Genomic DNA, 19,626 nt, shown 5'->3' with positions numbered 1-19,626 from the left:
ATAACAATAAGATCGGAAAATAAATCATGGAAATTGACAGCCAGCAAGAAGAGGCGGTTCGCAATGTCATCAACGTTTCAATCAAAGACAAAACTGCCTTGCACGCAAACTACATGCCATTTATTAAAGGTGGCGGTATATATGCGATCACGGATAAGCGCTTTAACTTAGGTGATGAGGTTATTTTGTCGCTTAAGATTATGTCTGAAGCAAAAAAGTATGCTGTTCCAGCTAAGGTTGTCTGGGTGTCTCCAAATCAAGCTATGAGCACACAGGGCGGCGTTGGTGTTCAGTTTAGTGGTCGCACTAAGGATAATGTTCGCATGGCGCTGGAGTCGATTCTAGGGGATTTGGCGGCCAAGCCATCGGTTTATCATACTTACTAAGCCTCAGTGGAAGTGCCAGAATTCACAGGAAAATTAATTTTCCGTTTTGCCGTTGTTTTGCACTAAAGTGAAATTGCATGTTTTTGCTGAAAATCGCTTAGAATCGGCCTTATTTTGTTTAATTTTACATCGAAACACCCATAAAAACAGGGGAGAGGTGATTTTTAGGGGTGTTTTTAGCGAAAGTGACGGCTATTTAGCATTGTGAGCGCTTTAAAAACTAGCTTAAAAAGCGTTTAGTTTTGAATTTATGGCTCAGAATCTTTATTCTGAGCGAATAGCGATTAGTTTTTTGTCTTAAAAAGATCAAAAAACAGCCAAATAAAGAAGAGGGTGCGAGCATTCTTCTTTGTTCTCGTATCCTTCTTCCGATAGTTCCGTTCTATATAGCTATGATCTTTTTGAGCTGTACTTTTGTATTTTTTTGATTTCACCTGCTTGATACTGCTCACAGTGAATCTCTCACGCTTTGTTCATTTCTCTTCAGTGTTTTCTGTTCTCCAGTATTGGCCCATACCCATGCTAGTTCATCATTTTTTCGGTATCAATAACTGAACCAAGATCAAGACAGTTTTTTTACAATTCAAAGCTCGTCGTTTTAGTTTCTTAGGCATACTAGATTTGAGATTTGAGATTTGAGATTTGAGATTTGAGATTTGAGATTTGAGATTTGACTAGCTGATGCATGCGTAAGTCAGAGTTTAGGATTTTCTAGTCGATTTGATGACCTAGTTTGGGTTGTATCGGCAATAATAAAACTACGCATAATTAATATTATGTTAAATATGGTGTTTGCATCGGATAACCTGACTTGCCCTTTGCTCATACTCTACCGTAACTCTGTTCCTCTTCGACCCATGCCTCAATCCGTTCTGTGATGCAATTATTCGGCTGGGTCAAAATACTATTGTTGGTGATTCATGCATCTAACTACGGGTGCCGAATCTAAAAGTCTTTTCTTAAAGTTAATCCAAAATCAAGCGGCACAAAATCATTTCAATTAACTCTGTGCCGCTTAACAAAATTCGCTCAGCGTAATACCGTTTCCTGCATGCCAACCAATGTCGACTTCACGCTTGCCCCAAGGCGTTTTGACAGTCGCTCAAAGATGTCATCTTTCAATGTAAAATCTACAATCGACTCTGCATCCAGTTCCTCACGCGCAACACTTTGCACCGAGCCAAATCCATCCACAAGCCCTATGTCTTTAGCTTGGTCTCCACTCCAAAACAATCCGCTGAATAAGTCTGGATTCTTCTCCGCATCAATCCGATCACCACGCCCTGCTTTTACGGCATCAATAAAGTGTTGATGGGTATTCGCTAGTAACTTCTCTAAATATTGAATATCCGAAGCCTGTTGTGGCTTAAACGGATCTAACAAGGCTTTGTTCTCACCCGCTGTAATCTGACGGCTTTCAATCCCCAATTTATTCATGATTTCCACAAAACCAAAGCTATCCATCCGAACGCCGATCGAGCCCACTAAGCTCGACTCATTAGCAAATATTTTCTGTGCTGCGGCGACTATGTAATATCCACCTGAGGCGCAAACATCCTCAGCAACGGCATAGACAGGTTTTTCTGGATATAAACCTCTTAAGCGCATAATTTCATTATAAATATGGCTCGATTGAACTGGGCTTCCGCCTGGGCTATTGCAGCGAATAATCACACCTTTCGCGTCTTTATCTTCAAAAGCATCCTGTAATGCATCAATCAGATTTGAAGCACTGGCGGCCTGACCATCCATAATCGTCCCAGTCACGCTAACTTGCGCAACGTAGGCATCGCCATCAGCGGATGTACCTGATGTTCCACTGCTTAGTTGGCTAATACTGCCCAGAATACCCGCAGAAATCATAATAAAAGATATGGCTATCAATATGAAAATAAAGCGAAATAGTATATTCCAGCGACGTGCTCGGCGCTGTTCCTGAATACCTGCTAGAGCAACTTGTTTAAGTGCATCAATAGCTTGTTCATTGGTAGAATTCATAAGTAAATTAGGTCTTAATGTTGTTATTTAGATGGTTTAAAGCAGTTTGCAGGTCATCCGCTAGTGATATTTCCTGTCGATACACTTTTCCTGAATGTTTCAACTTAAACTCAACGCGATAAGCATGTAAAAACAACCGTTTAAGTTTATTAGTTCGAGCAAACTCTCGGTTTAGAGTGAAGTCACCGTACTTGCTGTCGCCAACAATAGGCAGCTCAAGCTCAGCTAATTGGGTGCGGATTTGATGCATTCGGCCAGTAAGCAATTTAACACTCAGTAGACTGTTATTCTCAAACTGCGCTAAGGGACTAAAGACACTTTCGGAGAGTTTGCCTTCTTCATTATCCGATACCCGCATTTTCTGAGGCCCTTTGCCTTCGGTTCGCTGTAAATGGTTTGAAATGCGTCGTTCCCCTCCTCGCCAATTGCCGAAAACGAGTGCTTGGTAATGCTTACTAATGCCGTCTGTTTTAAACGCTTCGTGCAGGTCCAGTAGCGTTTGTCGATTCTTAGCTAGTAGCAGTAAGCCACTGGTTTCTTTGTCAATTCGATGCACCAGTTCAATGTAAGCAAGATCAGGTCGCAACTGACGAATTACTTCAATAACCCCATGCAAATTATCCGTACCACCATGCACCGCAATGCCGGAGGGTTTATTGATAATAATGAGGTCATCATCTTCTAAGATAATTGAAGCCTCAATCTGCGCAACTAGCCTGGAGCCCGCTTGTTGAACTTCAGTCTCCTCTGGCACATCTCTAATTGGCGCAATACGCAAAATCTCACCTAGTACCAATTTTTTGGTAGGCTTAATTCGCTTTTTATCAACCCTAATCTCACCCTTGCGTAATAGCTTGTAGATCGCTGTTTTAGGAAGGAATTTAAGCTCCTTCAATAAAAAATTATCTATGCGCTGCCCTGCACTGGCTTCGGTGACGGTTATGAAGCTAACCTGGCTATAATCTGTTATCTGTGACATGCGAAGATAATACCTTTAAATGTTGCAAATTACCTGACTTATAAAGATGGTATATGCATGATATATGTATTGCTGCAGTGTAACAAAGTTGTTATATTCAGCGGGTATTTCAATGAGATGCAGGATCGGGGCTGCTGATTACAAAATCAATTGACTTTCGTAATTCATTGCAATCCCTATCCAAAGCTAATACTCGGACGCTCGTTTTTCTACCGACGAGCCTCTACCATGTTGTCTGGACATTAAGTCAAACAGACAGATTAAAACTGGACAAAGATGCAGCGATTTCGCCATCTTGATAACAGTTCCTTTGCCAGTACTGATGATAATTATCGTTAGTTGAACAAGAATTCAAAAGCCCCACGATTATCCGTGTGGTCTTTTAAATCAGCGCTACACCTACGAACGCCGGGAGATAACCATAATCAAGCCCGATCGAACGACGTGTTGCCCTGCCGGAAACCCAGCGTTTAGGGAAACGGATACAGTGTTGTTACTGCGAGAGTAACAAGACACATGGCTTAGTGGACTGTTATTCCAATAACAGGAAGCCCACAACTTACATGAAAAGAATAGTAATTAACGCTACGCAGTCCGAAGAGATTCGTGTGGCAATGGTTGATGGTCAGTATCTTTATGATCTTGATATTGAACATCCCAATCGTACACAGAAAAAATCCAATATTTACAAGGGTATTATTACCCGTCTCGAGCCTAGCTTAGAGGCTGCATTCGTCAACTACGGCGCTGACCGCCACGGCTTCCTGCCATTCAAGGAAATCTCAAAAGATTACTGGAATACTAACGGCAAGAAAATCGAAGGCCGCCCGAATATCCGTGCTGTTCTTAAAGAAGGCCAAGAGCTACTAGTTCAGGTTGATAAGGAAGAGCGTGGTAATAAAGGTGCCGCACTAACGACTCATATCAGCCTTGCTGGTCGTTACTTAGTTCTGATGCCTAACAACCCTCGCGCTGGTGGTGTATCCCGTCGTATCGAAGGAGATGATCGTCACAAGATTCGCGACATCCTCTCTCAGTTAGATATTCCTGAAGGCATGGGCGCAATTGTGCGTACTGCAGGTGTTGGTCGTGAGCTTGATGAGCTGACTTGGGATATGGAATATCTTAAGACACTGTGGCAGGCGATTTCAGATGCTAATGCTCAGCACCCTGCGCCAGTTCTGTTGTATCAAGAAAGTAACGTCATCATTCGCGCACTTCGCGATTACTTCCGAAATGATATCGGCGAGATCCTGATCGACAACGAACGTGTCTATCAGCAAGCGCATGATTTTATTTCTGCAGTAATGCCTCAGAATTTGCGCAAGCTGAAAATGTACACGGATACCGTGCCACTATTCAGCCGCTATCAAGTAGAAAATCAAATTGACTCAGCGTTCCATCGCCAGGTTAACTTGCCTTCTGGTGGTGCGATTGTAATCGATCATACGGAAGCATTGATCTCTATCGATGTTAACTCGGCTCGTGCGACTCGTGGCCAGGGTATCGAAGAAACTGCGCTGAATACCAATCTTGAAGCAGCCGATGAGGTTGCCCGTCAATTACGTTTGCGTGATTTGGGTGGATTGGTTGTTATCGACTTCATTGATATGCTCCCTAACCGTAACCAGCGTGAAGTTGAACGCCGCTTGCGTGACGCACTTAAGATGGACCGTGCACGCGTTCAGGTCGGTCGTATTTCACGCTTTGGCTTGTTGGAAATGTCTCGCCAACGTCTGCGTCCTTCTTTGGGTGAGTCTAGCCAGATTATCTGCCCACGTTGTAGTGGTGAAGGCACCATCCGTGGCGTTGAATCATTAGCACTGTCCATTATGCGTTTGATGGAAGAAGAAGCAATGAAGGATCTGACGGTTCAAGTTGTTGCGGAAACGCCTGTTGCAGTCGCGACCTTCTTGTTAAACGAGAAGCGTAAGCCGTTGAATGATATTCAGGAACGTCATGGTATTCAAATGACGATTATCCCGAATCCAAATCTTGAAACACCGCATTACGAAATTACTCGCCTTAAGGAAGAAGATGTTGAAGACCTTCCTAAGACGTATTTGCGTATGAAGCAAGCGGATACATCTGCTGATGGTCACGCTGGTCACACTGAGCCGACTGTACAAGCTCAGGCGCAGCCAATTGTGTCTCAGGTTCACCCAGCTACACCAACCCCAACGGGTAGCAATAAGCCAGGCCTGATTACTCGTATTATCGCGACGTTGTTTGGTGCGACTAAAGACGCTGAGGCGGACCAGCCGAAGCCGGTCAGAAAGCCAAGTGAGAGTCGTTCAACATCGACGGATAGAAAAAATAGTCGATCTAGCAACAATACGAATAGTCGTTCACAGCAGTCACGCAATAAGACTAAAGATCGCTCTTCTTCATCCAAATCTAATGATGATGCAGTAGATAATAAGGATAGCCGCAATGCTAAGCGCGATGTTGCGGGCAATGATGACTCAGCTAAAAGCTCATCTTCTAGCTCTTCTAAGAAGCCACGCCAGAGTAATCGTAACAAGTCATCAAATAATGCTGATAATAAAGGCAATGATAAGCAGAGTAATACGGATCACCGTAAAGACACTCAAACTACCGCAGCGGTTGATGCTGATGTAGCCAAAGGTCAAGAGTCTGTAACTCCGGAGAAGACGGAAAAGAAGAAGAGCTCACGTTCACGTGGTAAGTCACGTAGAGCACCTAAGGAGACTTCTACTGTGGTTGATCAGGCTCAAAGCGAGCAGACACCTTTGGAAATTACTATTCCATTGGATCGCTCAGGTGATGATAATAAGTCATCCGCTAAAGAGTCGAACACGTCAGGCTCTAGAAAGTCGAATTCTGAGAAAGTGGATATTAACAAGCCTGTGACCTCTTCTGCGAATAAGCAGGTTGAGTCAGTAGAGGCTCCCGCTGAAGCTACTGCAACTGATAGTGCCGATGCTGCAAAAGTTGCTGCTGCATCTGCTGTTGTCGTTGCAGATTCTACTGATACCAATGCTGCTCCAGAGGAAGCTACTGAAACCACCAGCAAGCCAACTAAAACAAGATCACGTTCTAGAAGTCGTAAGCCTCGTAGCTACTCTAAGGCTAAGACTGAAGCACAGGATCAAACGAGTGAGAATACGTCTACAGATGCTTCTGTTAATGCTGATACTAGTGCTACGACAGATACCAATAGCGCGAACCAAATAACTGACTCTAAAGCAGAGGCTAATAAAGCAACAGCAGAGAGTTCGGCAAAGGATAGCGTTGCTGAAGCGACTTCAAGCCCTAAGGCGGATGAAGTTAAGGTTAGCACCGATTCTGCCTCTAAGGTAGATGAAGCAAAGGTGAGCTCTGTTGTTGAGGCTAAAGCGGATGATAGCAAGGCAAGTACTGACTCTGCTCCTAAGGCTGATGAAGCTAAAGCGGGCTCTGATGTTGCCGCTAAAACAAGTGAAGCCAAGACTAGCTCCGATGTTGCTACTAAGCCTAATGCTAGTGCCCAAGCGGAACTGACATTAGTTGAGCCGACTACTCCAAAAGCTGAAGCTGCAAGTCCTGAGCCAGTGAAGGCAGAAAAGTCCGTTGAGGCTGCGCCTAAGCTAGAAGCAACTGAGGCTCCCGCTAAGACAACAACCTCAACACGTAAGACTCGTCGTTCAAGTAGTAAGTCTAATAAGCCAAGTGCCACTGAGGCGCCTAAGGCAGAGGCTAGTGAAAGTAAAGTTGCGGAGTCACCTACTGTTGAAAGTGCGCCTAAGTCGCCCGTGGTTGATGAGCAGCCAGTTGCGGTTGCACCTAAGCCTGTTACTCCAGTTGTTCCAGCGGCTCCTGTTGCTCCGGTAACAACGACAAAAACAACACGTCGTTCAGCTAGCGCACAAACTGCTCCTAAGCCGAAACCTGTAGTTGAAGCAGTTGCTGAGTCTGTGGAGAAGATTGTTCCGATCGTTCCGGAAATTCCGAAGTCGGTAATTAAGACCAGTAAGAAAGTGGTTAGCTCAAGTGCGGTTGCAGTGGCTGAGGTAGAGTCTGCAGCTACGGCATTAGTTAAGCCAGTTGAATTGGTTGAGAGTGCTCCTGAAGCTCCATCTACTCAGGATGAACCAAAGTAGGCTTTGATGCTACATAGTTAGATAAGTATTAAAGGCCAACTTAGTGTTGGCCTTTTTATTGTCTAGGCCAAAGTGTTCCACTATTAGAAATACATAATATACTTATAACAAAACCCATATTTTTTTGTGATCAAAAGCATGAGATAATTGACCCATGATTGAGATATTTTCGTCTGAAAATATGTGATTTAACCTAATTCTGAATACGCCAATGCCGATATATGACCATACTGAAACCGCACACCCTTCTGGATTCAGAGGATTTCGTGTTACGCGGTATTTTGCCAGCGAGAAAAAGAACCGTCAGCGCTGGTTAGGAATCAAAGACAAGCAGATCGAAGCTGTCCACAAAGAGGCTAAGAAACTACTAGCCGAGTGGGAGTTTGAGGCAATGCTCGAAAAGAGCCAGCGCGACCGCATGAAGGTCGAGCGCCCCCAAAACTCTGCTTATGTGACCGGTGTCTCTGGCATCAAAATGAAATTTGTGCGCCATATCAAGCGCCGAGAATCCAGAGCTAAGAAAGTGCGCCCAGGGCGTAAAAAGGTCTACACCTCCGTTATTTACACGCCTTATTTTGTTGTATCTGGCAGCGTTGATGGCAAGAAGTACATCCGCAAGTTTAATATTAAGACGCTAGGCTTTGATCATGCATGGATGAAGGCGGTCATGTACTTAGCCGACCAAAAAAGCATCAAGCACTACACGCATCTATTATCTAAGAAGCCACCGGTAAAGCAGTTCTCGTTGATTCGCAACTGGCAGAACCAGCAAGGCTACGAGATTCCGGAGCACCGCCTGCCAGATGAGTTATTAGATGATGAAGTGCCAGCAGACCCTGCTGATAAGTTCGATCTAAGTAGACTGGTGAAATAAACAAGGCTTTCTGATCGGCTCTTGTTTATGCCTTCTTTTGGGATTTTTTATGACTGTAGGCAGAGATCTTTTGCCATACCCAGCTATCGGGCAGTCGCTCACCGGTTAAGGCGTATTCCAGATACTTTGCATTACGTGTAATGATCTGAATATTGTGATGCGCTATTTTGTTACCACACATTAAGAAGCGATCGCCCTCGTGCACGATACGATTATTTTCCGGGAGAATAACATTTCCCTCTCCACGCTTAAGAAATAGCATTAGTGCTTCTATGTGCTGTTCGCGATCTTCTGGGTGCCTTAATAAGTCCCCCACCACAATTTGAGAATGCTGTAAGCGGTCGACCAGTGCGGGAGTTTGCTTGCGATTGATCTCAAGCTCCCAAAGCTCTGGGTATTCATTACCCATTACCGCGATCATGCGGCTAGCCAGTAAATTGGCACGCTCTCTCTTAAAGCGACTCACAATCCTTAAGAAATCACCAAGCAATGGTGTGCGTAACAAGGCAAAAATCTTATTTGAAATCAAATTACCGCGCTGCATGACCAAATCTAACTTGGCGGCTTCAAAGATCGGGCGATTCTTTTCTTCATTTTGGTGCGCGACCCTGAAAATATTCGGGTTCAATTCCCTAGCGGTCATCAGCACCGAAAGATTATCTGGGTCATTGCCGGTGCCTACGATAATACCAACAGCTTCATCAATTCCGGCTTTGCGTAAGGTCGCTGCTTCCGTTGGGCGTCCGGTAATCGCACCTGAAGGTACGTCACGACGGCTACGATCAGGCTCAATAACGCAGATATTATTGCTCTCGATGTCATCCATATATTGGTATGCAGAGCGACCAAAACGCCCAAAGCCACAGATAATCCAATTTCCGGGTTTAGGTAGTATTAATTCATTGGTACGTACATTTCTGGGGCCAGTCGTCCATTCATAGATTAAATGTAGGCCGGGAGACTGCATCGCCATTGCCAGTCTGGAGGCGAAGGTTTCGAAGGGGTTGATAACCTCGTTGGCGCCAAATGACAGGATATTGGATTCGGCTTCTTTAGTGTCTGCCCGAGCAATCAAGCGGACATTTTTATTTAAGAGTTGGGCGACGATAGCAATGGTTAAATTAACGCGGTCATCATTGGCCAGAGAGATAATACCAGAGCAGAATCGGTGGTTGATACCAGCATGCTCCAGTATTTGAGCGTCGGAAGCGTCTGCTTTTAACCAAAGTGGCGACAGCGGTAGGTCATTAACTTCAAGGTCATTGATTGGCCCCTCATCGGGGTCTAGCACGACCGATAAAATGCCATCTTCTGCTAACACCTGCACCAGCTGACGACCCGTTTCACCATAGCCACAGATCAGGTAAAACGGCTCCCTGATTCGCTGTACGCTGCGTTTAAATCGATTGAGTTTGGTTTGCTGGCGAAACGCGGGGTCCTGGAATACAGCTAGCAAGGAGCCGATACCATATAACCAGCTAATCACCGTGCCATACAAACAAACCAGCGTCCAATAACGCTGGGCCTGAGTAAATTCGTAAGGGATTTCGCCAAAACCGATGGTGGTACCCATGAAACTAACAAAATAGAACGCATCAAAAAACGTCATTTGATAGGGGTCATGGTTACCATCTTCGCCGGGAATTAGTACATATCCCAGCATTGAAATGGCATACACCAATATCAACGTGATCAATGGCGACCGTAAGCGTCGCAGCAATATATAGATCAGGTTTGACATGGGATAAGTGCCCGCCTAACGGCGAAGGTTTACGGTTTCAACAACTAGCAGTACCACTGAGATCAGGTTCGCCAATAAAGCGCCACCACTGAGTGATACGATCGTTGATAAGGTGTCAGCAGTCATTTCAGGATTAATGATCTGCGCGTGAATGCCCCAAATAATGGCCGCACACACCAGTTGTAAGTCAGCCACCAAGCTAGTGGCTAAAAATACGGAACCCAAATGGGTACGATCACCAAACTTTAGTACCGTCGCGATCAAGCTAACCACGATGGCGGCAAATAACTCGTAGACGTGATGATGCGCAGGGTTATCTATATCGCCCAAGAAGAAGCCGAAATTTAAGGTCAGCGCCAGGACAATAAAAAATGCAAATACTACCTTTTCAGTTCTCATCAGGCACCCCTGTAATTGTAAGCTTCTACTTGGTTAGCAATCAGGTTTTTGGCAGTGTAACGCCAGTTTGTCCCTGATATTTTCCGCCACGGTCGAGGTACGATGTCTCACAAATCTCATCGGATTCAAAAAACAGCATTTGGGCGATGCCTTCATTGGCATAAATCTTCGCAGGTAAGGTGGTCGTGTTGGAAAACTCCAATGTTACATGCCCTTCCCACTCAGGCTCTAATGGCGTCACATTAACGATGATACCGCAGCGAGCATAAGTTGATTTACCCAAACAGATGGTTAATACACTGCGTGGAATGCGAAAATATTCAACCGTGCGTGCCAGTGCAAATGAGTTAGGTGGAATAATGCAAACATCCGATTTAATATCTACAAAACTGTTTTCATCAAACGCTTTTGGGTCCACAACGGCAGAGTTAATATTGGTGAAAATCTTAAACTCATCTGCGCAGCGAACGTCATATCCGTAGCTAGAGGTGCCGTAAGAAATAATGCGCTGATCATTGTTCATCCGGACTTGGGATTCGGCAAAAGGCTCAATCATGCCCTGCTCCATGGCCATTTTACGAATCCAGCGATCGGCTTTGATACTCATATTTTATCTCAATTGGGTCATGCCTGAACGACTGAACGGGATATTCAGTAGCGATAAATGCACTGAACCCGCCAGTTGGTATTGTATTGTGCCTTGTCGCATAAGACCTGGCAACACACTGGCAATATTAACAAAACTGAGCTTTAAAGGTACGTTTACTTGCTGAGTTTGGCGCGCATTGAGCATCATTTTCTGCTCTTGATTGCCATTGGCAACTTCAACGCCATTTAGTGATAAGCCGTAATCAAAACCACTGAGTGGTAATGGGTAAGCATTCGGATTAGTCACGTTGAGTGTGAAGTTGGCTTCGCCGCCCTGCCACGTTAATCGCTCTAGGCTGACGTTTTGCACACTAACGGTTGGTGGCTCGGCAACGCCTTTAATGCCGCTGCTGTTACTGCAGGCGGTAATTAGAAAAAGTGTTGTAATGAAGGTGAATATTTTTGATGTTATTTTAGTCATTCGGGCATATTAAAACAAAAACGCCGCGCAATAAATAGGCGCGGCGTTTTTGTGACAATCGGTAGAGTAATTTAGGTGTTTTGAATCACGATATTCGGGAATTTGCTGGAATAATCTTTAGATTGCTCAGCTAGGCGAGAAGCCATGCGGCGTGAAATATCACGATACATGCCTGCCACTTTTCCATCAGGGTCAGCAATGACTGTCGGATTACCATTATCCGCTTGCTCACGAATATGAATATCCAGTGGCAATGAACCTAGGAAGTCAACCTTGTATTCCTCAGACATGCGCTCACCGCCGCCCTGTCCAAAAATATGCTCAGCATGGCCGCATTCACTACAGATATGAATGCTCATGTTTTCAACGATACCCAGAACCGGCACTTCAACCTTTTCAAACATCGCCAAGCCCTTACGCGCATCCAGCAAGGCAATATCCTGAGGTGTGGTTACAATCACGGCACCACTCACTGGAATTTTCTGCGATAAAGTTAGCTGTGTATCACCAGTTCCTGGTGGTAAATCAACGATAAGATAATCCAGATCCCCCCAGTTGGTATCTTTCAGTAGCTGCTCTAGCGCTTGGGTCACCATAGGGCCACGCCAAATCATTGGGGTATCTTCTTCTACCAAAAAGCCAATCGACATTGCCTTCAGACCATGGTTTTGCATGGGCTCTAGCGTCGTGCCATCTTTAGACTCTGGTGTGCCAGACATGCCCAGCATGCGTGGCTGGCTTGGGCCGTAAATATCCGCATCCAAAATACCAACCTGTGCGCCATCGCTAGCCAGTGCTAATGCGAGGTTCGCTGAGGTTGTGGATTTGCCCACGCCACCTTTACCAGACGCCACCGCAATAATGTTCTTGATGCCAGAAATGCGCTTCAGGCTCTTCTGAACGGCATGCGCCTCAATCTTTTGCTCAATGCTGATATCGAGTGCAGTGTTAAAGCCTGCTAGTGCCTCTTCAACCTGCTTCTTTAATTCGTTGCGGTAGTCGCCAGCAGGATAGCCCAACTCGATGCGTACCAGAATTTTATCATCAGTCAGCTCTATGGATTTGACAGCATTGCTGCTGACAATATCTTTTTCCAGGTAGCGATCTTGCACAGTATTTAATTGCGCTTCGATAGCCGCTTTTGAAAGCTCACTCATATTGATGTCTCCGGTAGTAGGGTCAAATTTTAAGGAGAGTCTACACTACGCGTGTGCAGACAAAAACTCCAGAATCTTTAGGGAGATTGCATCAGTACAGTCAATATATCTAATTAGATAGGCTAAATACGGCGCACAGATTGAATTGCGTTTGCTAAGATAGACAGCTCTTCTAAATAGTGAGACTGCAATCCGTGCGACAGAATCTGCTACGTGCTGATAACAAGCTTCTGAATTATCCAATTCGTGAAGTGGTGACTATCGGCAAACAGCTGGAAAAGCTGGGTAATTTGAATATGATCTGGGAAAACATCGGCGACCCGATTACAGCAGGCGAAAGCGTGCCGGATTGGATCAAAGAGATTGTCAGAGAGAATGCCACTACTGATCAGGCCTTTGCCTATACTGACACCCGTGGTTACTTACCGGCGCGTCAGTATATCCTTGAAAATTTCTCGAATGAGAAAATCTGTACGGTTGACGATATCTTGTTTTTCAATGGCTTAGGTGAGGCAATTAATAAGGTTATCAATAACCTGCCCCGGGAAGCACGTATCTTGGTGCCCTCACCGACTTATCCATCCCATGCTACCGCTGAGGCAATGCATGCAGGTTGCTCATTCATTTCTTACAAGCTAGATCCTGAAAATAATTGGGAACCGAATCTTGAAGAAATTGAGAATAAGGTGAAGTACAACGATCACGTTGTGGCCATTTTGGTAATCAACCCCAATAACCCAACGGGTCGTGTCTTTAACCGTGAAACCTTGGAAAGCATCGTAAAAATCGCCAAAGATCATGACTGCTTCCTGATTTTTGACGAAATCTATCATGCGATGACCTTTGATGGCGTTGAGAATACCTTGCTGCATGAAATTATCGGTGATGTGCCCGGTATTAGCATGAAAGGCATCAGTAAAGATGTGCCTTGGCCGGGTTCTCGCTGTGGCTGGATCGAAGTCTACAATGCCGAGAAAGATGCACAGTTCCAAGACTTTATTCGCATGATCTTGCTGGCAAAAATGCTAGAGGTTTGTTCAACCACTCTGCCGCAGATGATATTGCCACATTTGTATGATGCGCCAGAGTTTAAAGTCAGTATTCGAGCGCGTATTGAAAAGTATCAACGCCGGGCTAAGCAAGCGGTGGAATATTTTAATACCTTCCCGCAACTGCGTGTCACTATGCCGGGCGGTGTGTTTTATCTTGTGGTAGAACTTTTAGATCTTCCCCGTTCCAAGCTGAGTGCAACGACTAAAGCGTCCCGTTTGTTTATCGATAAGTTGTTATCGGAGAAGGAAGTCGCGGAAGATTTTCAGTTTAGCTATGAATTAATGGCTTCTGAAGGTGTTTGCGTCGTGCCATTGAGCGGTTTTGGCTCTAACTTAAACGGCTTTCGGATGACGCTATTGCAGGAAGACGACGAGGTATTTACTAATACCTTGGAGAAAATTGGAAACGCAGTCAGTGCTTATTACGCCAAATAAAGGCTACTAGCTCGTAAACAGCAGGCATAAAAAAGCCACCTTAATTGCTGGGTGGCTTTTTTGATTCTGGCTAAGCGATTACTGAGGCTTGCCGATCACATCAACACCACGTGGTGGGCTGAAGTAGAATGTGCTACCGCTGATGGGCACATTATTCTGTGCATTTAAAGTGATCTCAGTGCGCTGACCCAATTGATCAAACAGCACCATACGCTTAAGGTTGCCTGCAGTATCCAAGCCCAGTTGAATGTATTTGAAATCACGGCTTGCTTGCTTAGGAACCAACTGGTGCCAATCCAAACCAGAACCGCCCTGAATTTCCTGAACGTTAAACTGTGAACCCGGTGGGTCAAGGCGCGTCAGGATAGCGATTGGCGTGTTTGATACCGCTTGGTTAACTGGCTTAACAGTAACCTGCTCCAGATCTTTATCGTAGATCCAGACATTCTTACCATCACCAATCATTTCCTGTGGCTCTGGCTTTTTATAAACCCAGCGGAAACGACCTGGGCGGCTTAAGTACAAATCACCGCTAGAGTTTTGGGTAACAACACCCTTCTTATCAAACACTTGCTGAGTAAAGCTACCTTTCAGGCTCTTTACGTCAGTGAAAAAAGAGTCTAAACGTTCACGGGCTGTGTCAGCATAGGCAGCTTGACCAATACTGGCAGCCAGCAGTGCGGCAACTAAAAATTTATTTCTCATGTATAACCTCAGTCTTTAACGGGAGGTGGCGCAAGTACTTCGCGTGTTCCATTCGATTGTACTTCACTTACGACACCGGCATCTTCCATCGCCTCGATCATCGAGGCTGCGCGGTTGTATCCGATTTTCAAGCGACGCTGTAAGTAAGAGATTGATGCGCGACGTGATTCCGTCACGACGCCAACCGCCTGATCATACAGATCATCACCTTCAGAATCGCTCAAGGGCTCCAGTCCGGGGATTGGGGCACTTGCTCCGCCTGTATCCTTTAGGACATCGTCCAGGTATTGGGGTTCCCCGTGTTCTTTAAGATAATTGACCACTTCTTCAACTTCTTCATCGCTCACAAAGGCGCCATGTATACGTTGCGGCAAACCCGTTCCCGGTGGCATGTAAAGCATGTCACCATTACCCAGTAGCTGTTCTGCACCACCCTGGTCCAGAATGGTTCGGGAGTCGATCTTGGTCGATACCTGAAACGCAATTCGCGATGGGATATTGGCTTTAATCAAGCCGGTGATGACATCAACAGACGGACGCTGGGTCGCCAAAATCAGATGGATACCAGAAGCACGGGCTTTTTGTGCCAAACGTGCAATTAGCTCTTCAACTTTTTTACCGACCACCATAATCATGTCAGCAAATTCGTCGATAACCACCACGATATACGGATAAGGTTCCAAAGTGGATGGCCTTGTATCAATATGTTGGGTTGGGTCAAAGCTTGGATCTGTAATCGGCTCGCCACGGTCAATGGCTTCTTGCACCTTGGCATTGTAGCCAGCGATATTACGTACCTTCATATACGACATGGCGGCATAACGCTTTTCCATCTCACCAACACACCAGCGCAGCGCATTGGCCGCATCTTTCATATCGGTGACGACAGAAGTCAGCAAGTGAGGAATGCCCTCATAAATACTCAATTCAAGCATCTTGGGGTCGATCAGAATCAGCTTTACTTTGTCCGGTGTGGATTTGTACAACAAACTCATAATCATTGCGTTAACCGCAACCGACTTACCAGAACCGGTGGTACCCGCAACTAGCACGTGAGGCATTTTAGCCAGATCAGCAATCGCAGGGTTTCCAGCAATGGTTTTACCCATGGCGAGTGTTAGCGGCGACTTCGCATTCTGGAATATTGGTGCATTTAAAATCTCACTAATTGCGACTAACTCACGGGTATCATTCGGAATTTCAAGTCCGATGGTCGTCTTACCCGGAATGACTTCAACGATACGAATACTGGGTACACGCATGCTACGGGCAATATCTTTGCCCAAGCCAGAGATGCGGCTAACCTTTGTACCTGGTGGTAAGTCCAATTCAAAACGGGTAACTACCGGTCCTGGGAAGCGGTCAACAACCTCAACCCCATGTATGCCGTAGTCAGATAAGGTGCTTTGGATATTTTCAGCCAGAGCGTCCAGTTGTTCGTCGGAGAATTTATCCTGGTTTTTAGGTGCTGGCTCCAGCATATCAAGCGGCGGTAATAACCCTAACTTATCGCCATGGTATGACTTAGGCGCTGGCTTCCTCGGTGCTTGTGCAACTTTAGGCACTTGTCTGGCTGGCTCTGGCGCTTGTGTTTTGGCCGCTTGTGGCAATGCAACCGGTGTTAAGTCGCTGTATTCCTCTTCTGCCACAGGCACTTCAGCCGGTGCTGCTGGCTTTTGCGGAGCGGCACCGATCATATTATCGGGAATGCTGAGTGTTTCTGCTGGTGCAGCGGTTGGCGCAGGTGCTGCTGCTTGCGGAGCGGGAGCATTACGAGCACCACCACCAGAGACGACTTCACGCACAACGGGAATGTCTTGCTCGTCAATCTCGTCGTAATCATCAAGACCTTCAAAAGCATCCAAAGTATCGGCGCTTTTCTTGGTTGTTGGCTTTTTCAGTTTAGCCAGTACGCCAGAGCCTTTCTCGGTTAAGCCGGATACCCAGCTAGCTGATTTTTGCTTGGCGCTGGTTTTAGCTTTTGCTGCCGGTTGTGCGGCCATGTCGACTTCATCGTCGTAATCATCATAGGCTTCTTCAGTAGGCGCAGTGCTCGGCCCTTTGCTCTTGGTTTTAGGTGCTGATTTGGGCGCTTTTCCAGCGGGCTTGTCGGGGCCTTTTTTAAACAAATTAGGAATTAATGGCTTTTTCGGCTTTGACGATTTTCCACTTGCGCCACTTTCTGGCTCGCCGATCAGTCTATCAAACAGCCAAAGTGACCCTTCGCCAACGCGATCAATTACTTTTAACCACGAAATATCCAGCAGCAGCGTTAAGCCCGCAAAGAATCCGCAGAACAAAGAAACAGTTGAGCCAAAGTCACCGAGCACGGCCACCATGGCCTTGGCCATCATCAGCCCCAGCAATCCGCCTGCTTTGTAGGTGAGCGTACTCTCCGGCCAGAGGAGCGTGATCAGCCCGCAGCCGCAAAGCAGTGCCAGAAACACGCCGATTACAGTCAACCACGTATTTAATCCACCATGGCTCGGCAGTGGTCGAAACAGGAAAAAACCGAAATACAATAAAGAAATTGGAATCAAATAAGCCAGATAGCCAAAGAAACCAATCAAAATACTTGCAAGATAGGCCCCTGCTCTTCCGGCCTTGTTCTGAATAATTGCGTCACTGTTAAATTGGAAAAAACTCGGGTCATCCGGGTTAAATGATACTAAGGCTAATAAAATGACTGCGCTAAGTCCTGAAAAGAAAAGAATGCTGGTTTGTTGCAGACTCACTAATTTTTGCGCATTTAATTTATTTTTAATTCCTTTTTCTGCCAAAACTTACTCCATGACGCTTTCAATGCCCGAACGGGCTTAATATTTTTAGTGTGATGCTGGTCGGTGATTGTGCTTGGATAGCCGTTCCATGCCCCCTAGGCCAAAGGATTATAAGGCTTTAACCACAGAAAAAGAATATTTATTCTGTAGTTGCTTTACCTTATGCTCCCCATTACTTAGCATATGAATCATTAATACCTAAATCAGGATCACCTCCATGCAAGAAACAAGACACAGCCGCCTATTAATTCTGGGCTCCGGACCTGCGGGTTATACCGCTGCCGTATACGCAGCCCGTGCTAACCTTAATCCGGTTTTAATCACTGGAATGGAGCAAGGCGGACAGCTAACCACAACGACCGACGTGGATAATTGGCCTGGTGATAATGATGGCGTTCAAGGCCCAGAGCTCATGGAGCGCATGAAGAAGCACGCGGAACGCTTTAATACTGAAATCATTATTGACCACATTCAAAGCGTAGACTTCAGCGAGCGCCCCTTTAAGTTAAAAGGCGATACCGGGGCGTATACCTGCGATGCACTGATTATTTCAACTGGTGCTTCTGCGATGTATCTGGGGCTTGAGTCTGAAGAGAAGTTCAAAGGTCGTGGTGTATCCGCTTGTGCTACGTGTGATGGTTTCTTCTACCGTAAGCAAAAAGTGGCAGTGATCGGTGGTGGTAATACTGCGGTTGAAGAAGCGCTGTACTTATCCAATATTGCTTCAGAAGTTATCTTAGTACATCGCCGTGACTTTTTGAAAGCAGAGAAGATTTTGCAAGACCAGCTGTTCGAAAAAGCGAAGAACGGCAATATCACATTGATGTGGGATCACACGCTGGAAGAAGTCACGGGTGACAATGCGGGTGTGACCGGCTTGCGCTTAAAGCATACTAAGACCGGTGAAGTCCAAGCGGTTGATGTCCATGGCGTATTCATTGCCATTGGTCACAAGCCAAACACGGCAATGTTTGAAGGTCAGCTGGATATGAACGGCGGCTACATTACGGTTAACAGTGGCTCTGCAGGTAATGCAACAGCAACGAGCGTACCGGGTGTATTTGCGTCTGGCGATGTAATGGATCACGTATACCGTCAAGCCATTACTTCTGCGGGCACTGGCTGCATGGCTGCACTGGATGCTGAAAAGTATCTTGATGCACTTGGTGAAGCCTGAGTCGGAAATCTAGCCCTATGACGCCTCAAGAGCTGACATTTCTTGAACCCGGTGCCCATGATGAGCCCTTCCCACCCGCAGAAATGGCGTGGGATGAGCCCAATGGCTTAATTGCCATCGGGGGCGATTTGTCAGTTCCAAGGCTTATCAATGCTTACCGCTCTGGGATTTTCCCCTGGTTTAATCCGGGGGAGCCAATTTATTGGTGGAATCCAGACCCGCGTGCAGTGCTGCTTCCAGAGATGGTTAACTTCAGTCGAAGCCTTAGAAAGACGATTAGAAATAAAGGCTACAAGGTTGTTTTTGATCATAATTTTAAACAGGTGATCGCCGCTTGCGCAGCACCGCGCTCGTATAGCTCCGGCACTTGGATCTCTCCCGAAATGCAACAGGCATATTGCCGCTTACATGACGCTGGCGTCGCGCATTCGGTAGAAGTCTATAATAAGGATGATGTGCTGGTGGGTGGCCTGTATGGCATTAGCAGCGGCGGTGTATTTTGTGGTGAGTCGATGTTTAGCACTGAGCCAAATACATCCAAGATTGCCTTTATCGCCTTAGCTTGGTATGCGCAGCATGTGGGATATACCTTGATTGACTGCCAGCTGGAAAACTCACATTTGCTGAGTCTGGGCTCGACGAGTATTTCAAGAAAAGATTATATGACCGTCCTGCGCTCAGCGCCCGAGCCTGAGCAGGCAGACTGGGTATTTGATCAATCGGTTGACCTGTCTCGCTGGGAGCCAGGCCAAACCGATTAACGACTGACGA

15 protein-coding genes are annotated in these 19,626 nt (G+C 46.0%); 6 read left to right on the top strand and 9 right to left on the bottom strand.

All coding sequences use genetic code 11. The annotated features are described in order from the left end of the window. Window positions 1-26: 26 nt before the first annotated feature. Window positions 27-386: a PilZ domain-containing protein gene (locus LEUMU_RS0108340; RefSeq protein WP_022951831.1), complete on the top strand. Its 360-nt coding sequence runs from the start codon at window positions 27-29 to the stop codon at window positions 384-386. Between the two features lie 1,029 nt (window positions 387-1,415). Here LEUMU_RS0108340 and LEUMU_RS0108335 read toward each other — a convergent pair. Both LEUMU_RS0108335 and LEUMU_RS25190 read right to left on the bottom strand, forming a co-directional pair. Continuing rightward, window positions 1,416-2,384: a S49 family peptidase gene (locus tag LEUMU_RS0108335; RefSeq protein WP_022951830.1), complete on the bottom strand. Its 969-nt coding sequence runs from the start codon at window positions 2,382-2,384 to the stop codon at window positions 1,416-1,418. A gap of 7 nt (window positions 2,385-2,391) precedes the next feature. Then, the gene (locus LEUMU_RS25190) at window positions 2,392-3,363 is read right to left on the bottom strand and encodes an RluA family pseudouridine synthase (RefSeq protein ID WP_022951829.1); all 972 of its coding nucleotides are present in this window, start codon (window positions 3,361-3,363) and stop codon (window positions 2,392-2,394) included. Window positions 3,364-3,926: 563 nt separating this feature from the next. Here LEUMU_RS25190 and LEUMU_RS25185 point away from each other — a divergent pair. Both LEUMU_RS25185 and LEUMU_RS0108320 read left to right on the top strand, forming a co-directional pair. Beyond that, window positions 3,927-7,466, top strand: coding sequence for an Rne/Rng family ribonuclease (locus tag LEUMU_RS25185; RefSeq protein WP_022951828.1), 3,540 nt, complete (start codon window positions 3,927-3,929; stop codon window positions 7,464-7,466). 211 nt (window positions 7,467-7,677) lie between these two features. Beyond that, entirely contained in the window at window positions 7,678-8,340 is a 663-nt protein-coding gene (locus LEUMU_RS0108320) for a hypothetical protein (RefSeq protein ID WP_022951827.1), read from the top strand. A gap of 25 nt (window positions 8,341-8,365) precedes the next feature. Here the strand turns inward: LEUMU_RS0108320 and LEUMU_RS0108315 are convergent, their stop codons facing one another. The 5 genes from LEUMU_RS0108315 to apbC all read right to left on the bottom strand — a co-directional run bounded on the left by LEUMU_RS0108315 (window position 8,366) and on the right by apbC (window position 12,706). Continuing rightward, window positions 8,366-10,081, bottom strand: coding sequence for a potassium channel family protein (locus LEUMU_RS0108315; RefSeq protein ID WP_022951826.1), 1,716 nt, complete (start codon window positions 10,079-10,081; stop codon window positions 8,366-8,368). A 15-nt stretch (window positions 10,082-10,096) separates the two neighbouring features. Next, window positions 10,097-10,480: a DUF6394 family protein gene (locus LEUMU_RS0108310; protein ID WP_022951825.1), complete on the bottom strand. Its 384-nt coding sequence runs from the start codon at window positions 10,478-10,480 to the stop codon at window positions 10,097-10,099. 40 nt (window positions 10,481-10,520) lie between these two features. Further along, window positions 10,521-11,087: a dCTP deaminase gene (dcd, locus tag LEUMU_RS0108305; RefSeq protein WP_022951824.1), complete on the bottom strand. Its 567-nt coding sequence runs from the start codon at window positions 11,085-11,087 to the stop codon at window positions 10,521-10,523. 3 nt (window positions 11,088-11,090) lie between these two features. Continuing rightward, on the bottom strand, window positions 11,091-11,549 hold the full coding sequence (locus tag LEUMU_RS0108300) for an LEA/WHy family protein (RefSeq protein ID WP_022951823.1): 459 nt from the start codon (window positions 11,547-11,549) through the stop codon (window positions 11,091-11,093). Between the two features lie 71 nt (window positions 11,550-11,620). Further along, window positions 11,621-12,706 (bottom strand): iron-sulfur cluster carrier protein ApbC, encoded by a 1,086-nt coding sequence (apbC, locus tag LEUMU_RS0108295; protein WP_022951822.1) that lies wholly within the window; start codon window positions 12,704-12,706, stop codon window positions 11,621-11,623. Window positions 12,707-12,900: 194 nt separating this feature from the next. Between apbC and LEUMU_RS0108290 the strand changes: the two genes are divergently transcribed. After that, entirely contained in the window at window positions 12,901-14,193 is a 1,293-nt protein-coding gene (locus tag LEUMU_RS0108290; RefSeq protein ID WP_022951821.1) for a pyridoxal phosphate-dependent aminotransferase, read from the top strand. A gap of 78 nt (window positions 14,194-14,271) precedes the next feature. On the opposite strand, the gene lolA is transcribed toward LEUMU_RS0108290, so the two are convergent. Next, window positions 14,272-14,898 carry an outer membrane lipoprotein periplasmic chaperone LolA gene (gene lolA, locus LEUMU_RS0108285; RefSeq protein ID WP_022951820.1) on the bottom strand — a complete coding sequence of 209 codons (627 nt, stop codon included), beginning with the start codon at window positions 14,896-14,898 and terminating at the stop codon, window positions 14,272-14,274. A gap of 8 nt (window positions 14,899-14,906) precedes the next feature. Further along, window positions 14,907-17,678 carry a DNA translocase FtsK gene (locus LEUMU_RS28535; protein ID WP_022951819.1) on the bottom strand — a complete coding sequence of 924 codons (2,772 nt, stop codon included), beginning with the start codon at window positions 17,676-17,678 and terminating at the stop codon, window positions 14,907-14,909. Window positions 17,679-17,895: 217 nt separating this feature from the next. On the opposite strand from LEUMU_RS28535, the gene trxB reads away from it, so the two are divergent. Further along, window positions 17,896-18,855 (top strand): thioredoxin-disulfide reductase, encoded by a 960-nt coding sequence (gene trxB / locus LEUMU_RS0108275; protein ID WP_022951818.1) that lies wholly within the window; start codon window positions 17,896-17,898, stop codon window positions 18,853-18,855. Between the two features lie 17 nt (window positions 18,856-18,872). Further along, entirely contained in the window at window positions 18,873-19,616 is a 744-nt protein-coding gene (gene aat / locus LEUMU_RS0108270) for a leucyl/phenylalanyl-tRNA--protein transferase (RefSeq protein WP_022951817.1), read from the top strand. Window positions 19,617-19,626 lie beyond the last annotated feature (10 nt).

This window comes from Leucothrix mucor DSM 2157 (assembly GCF_000419525.1).
Taxonomy (GTDB): Bacteria; Pseudomonadota; Gammaproteobacteria; order Thiotrichales; family Thiotrichaceae; genus Leucothrix; species Leucothrix mucor.
The sequence above is the reverse complement of the archived record's forward strand: the minus strand, read 5'-3'. Positions and strand labels throughout refer to the sequence as shown.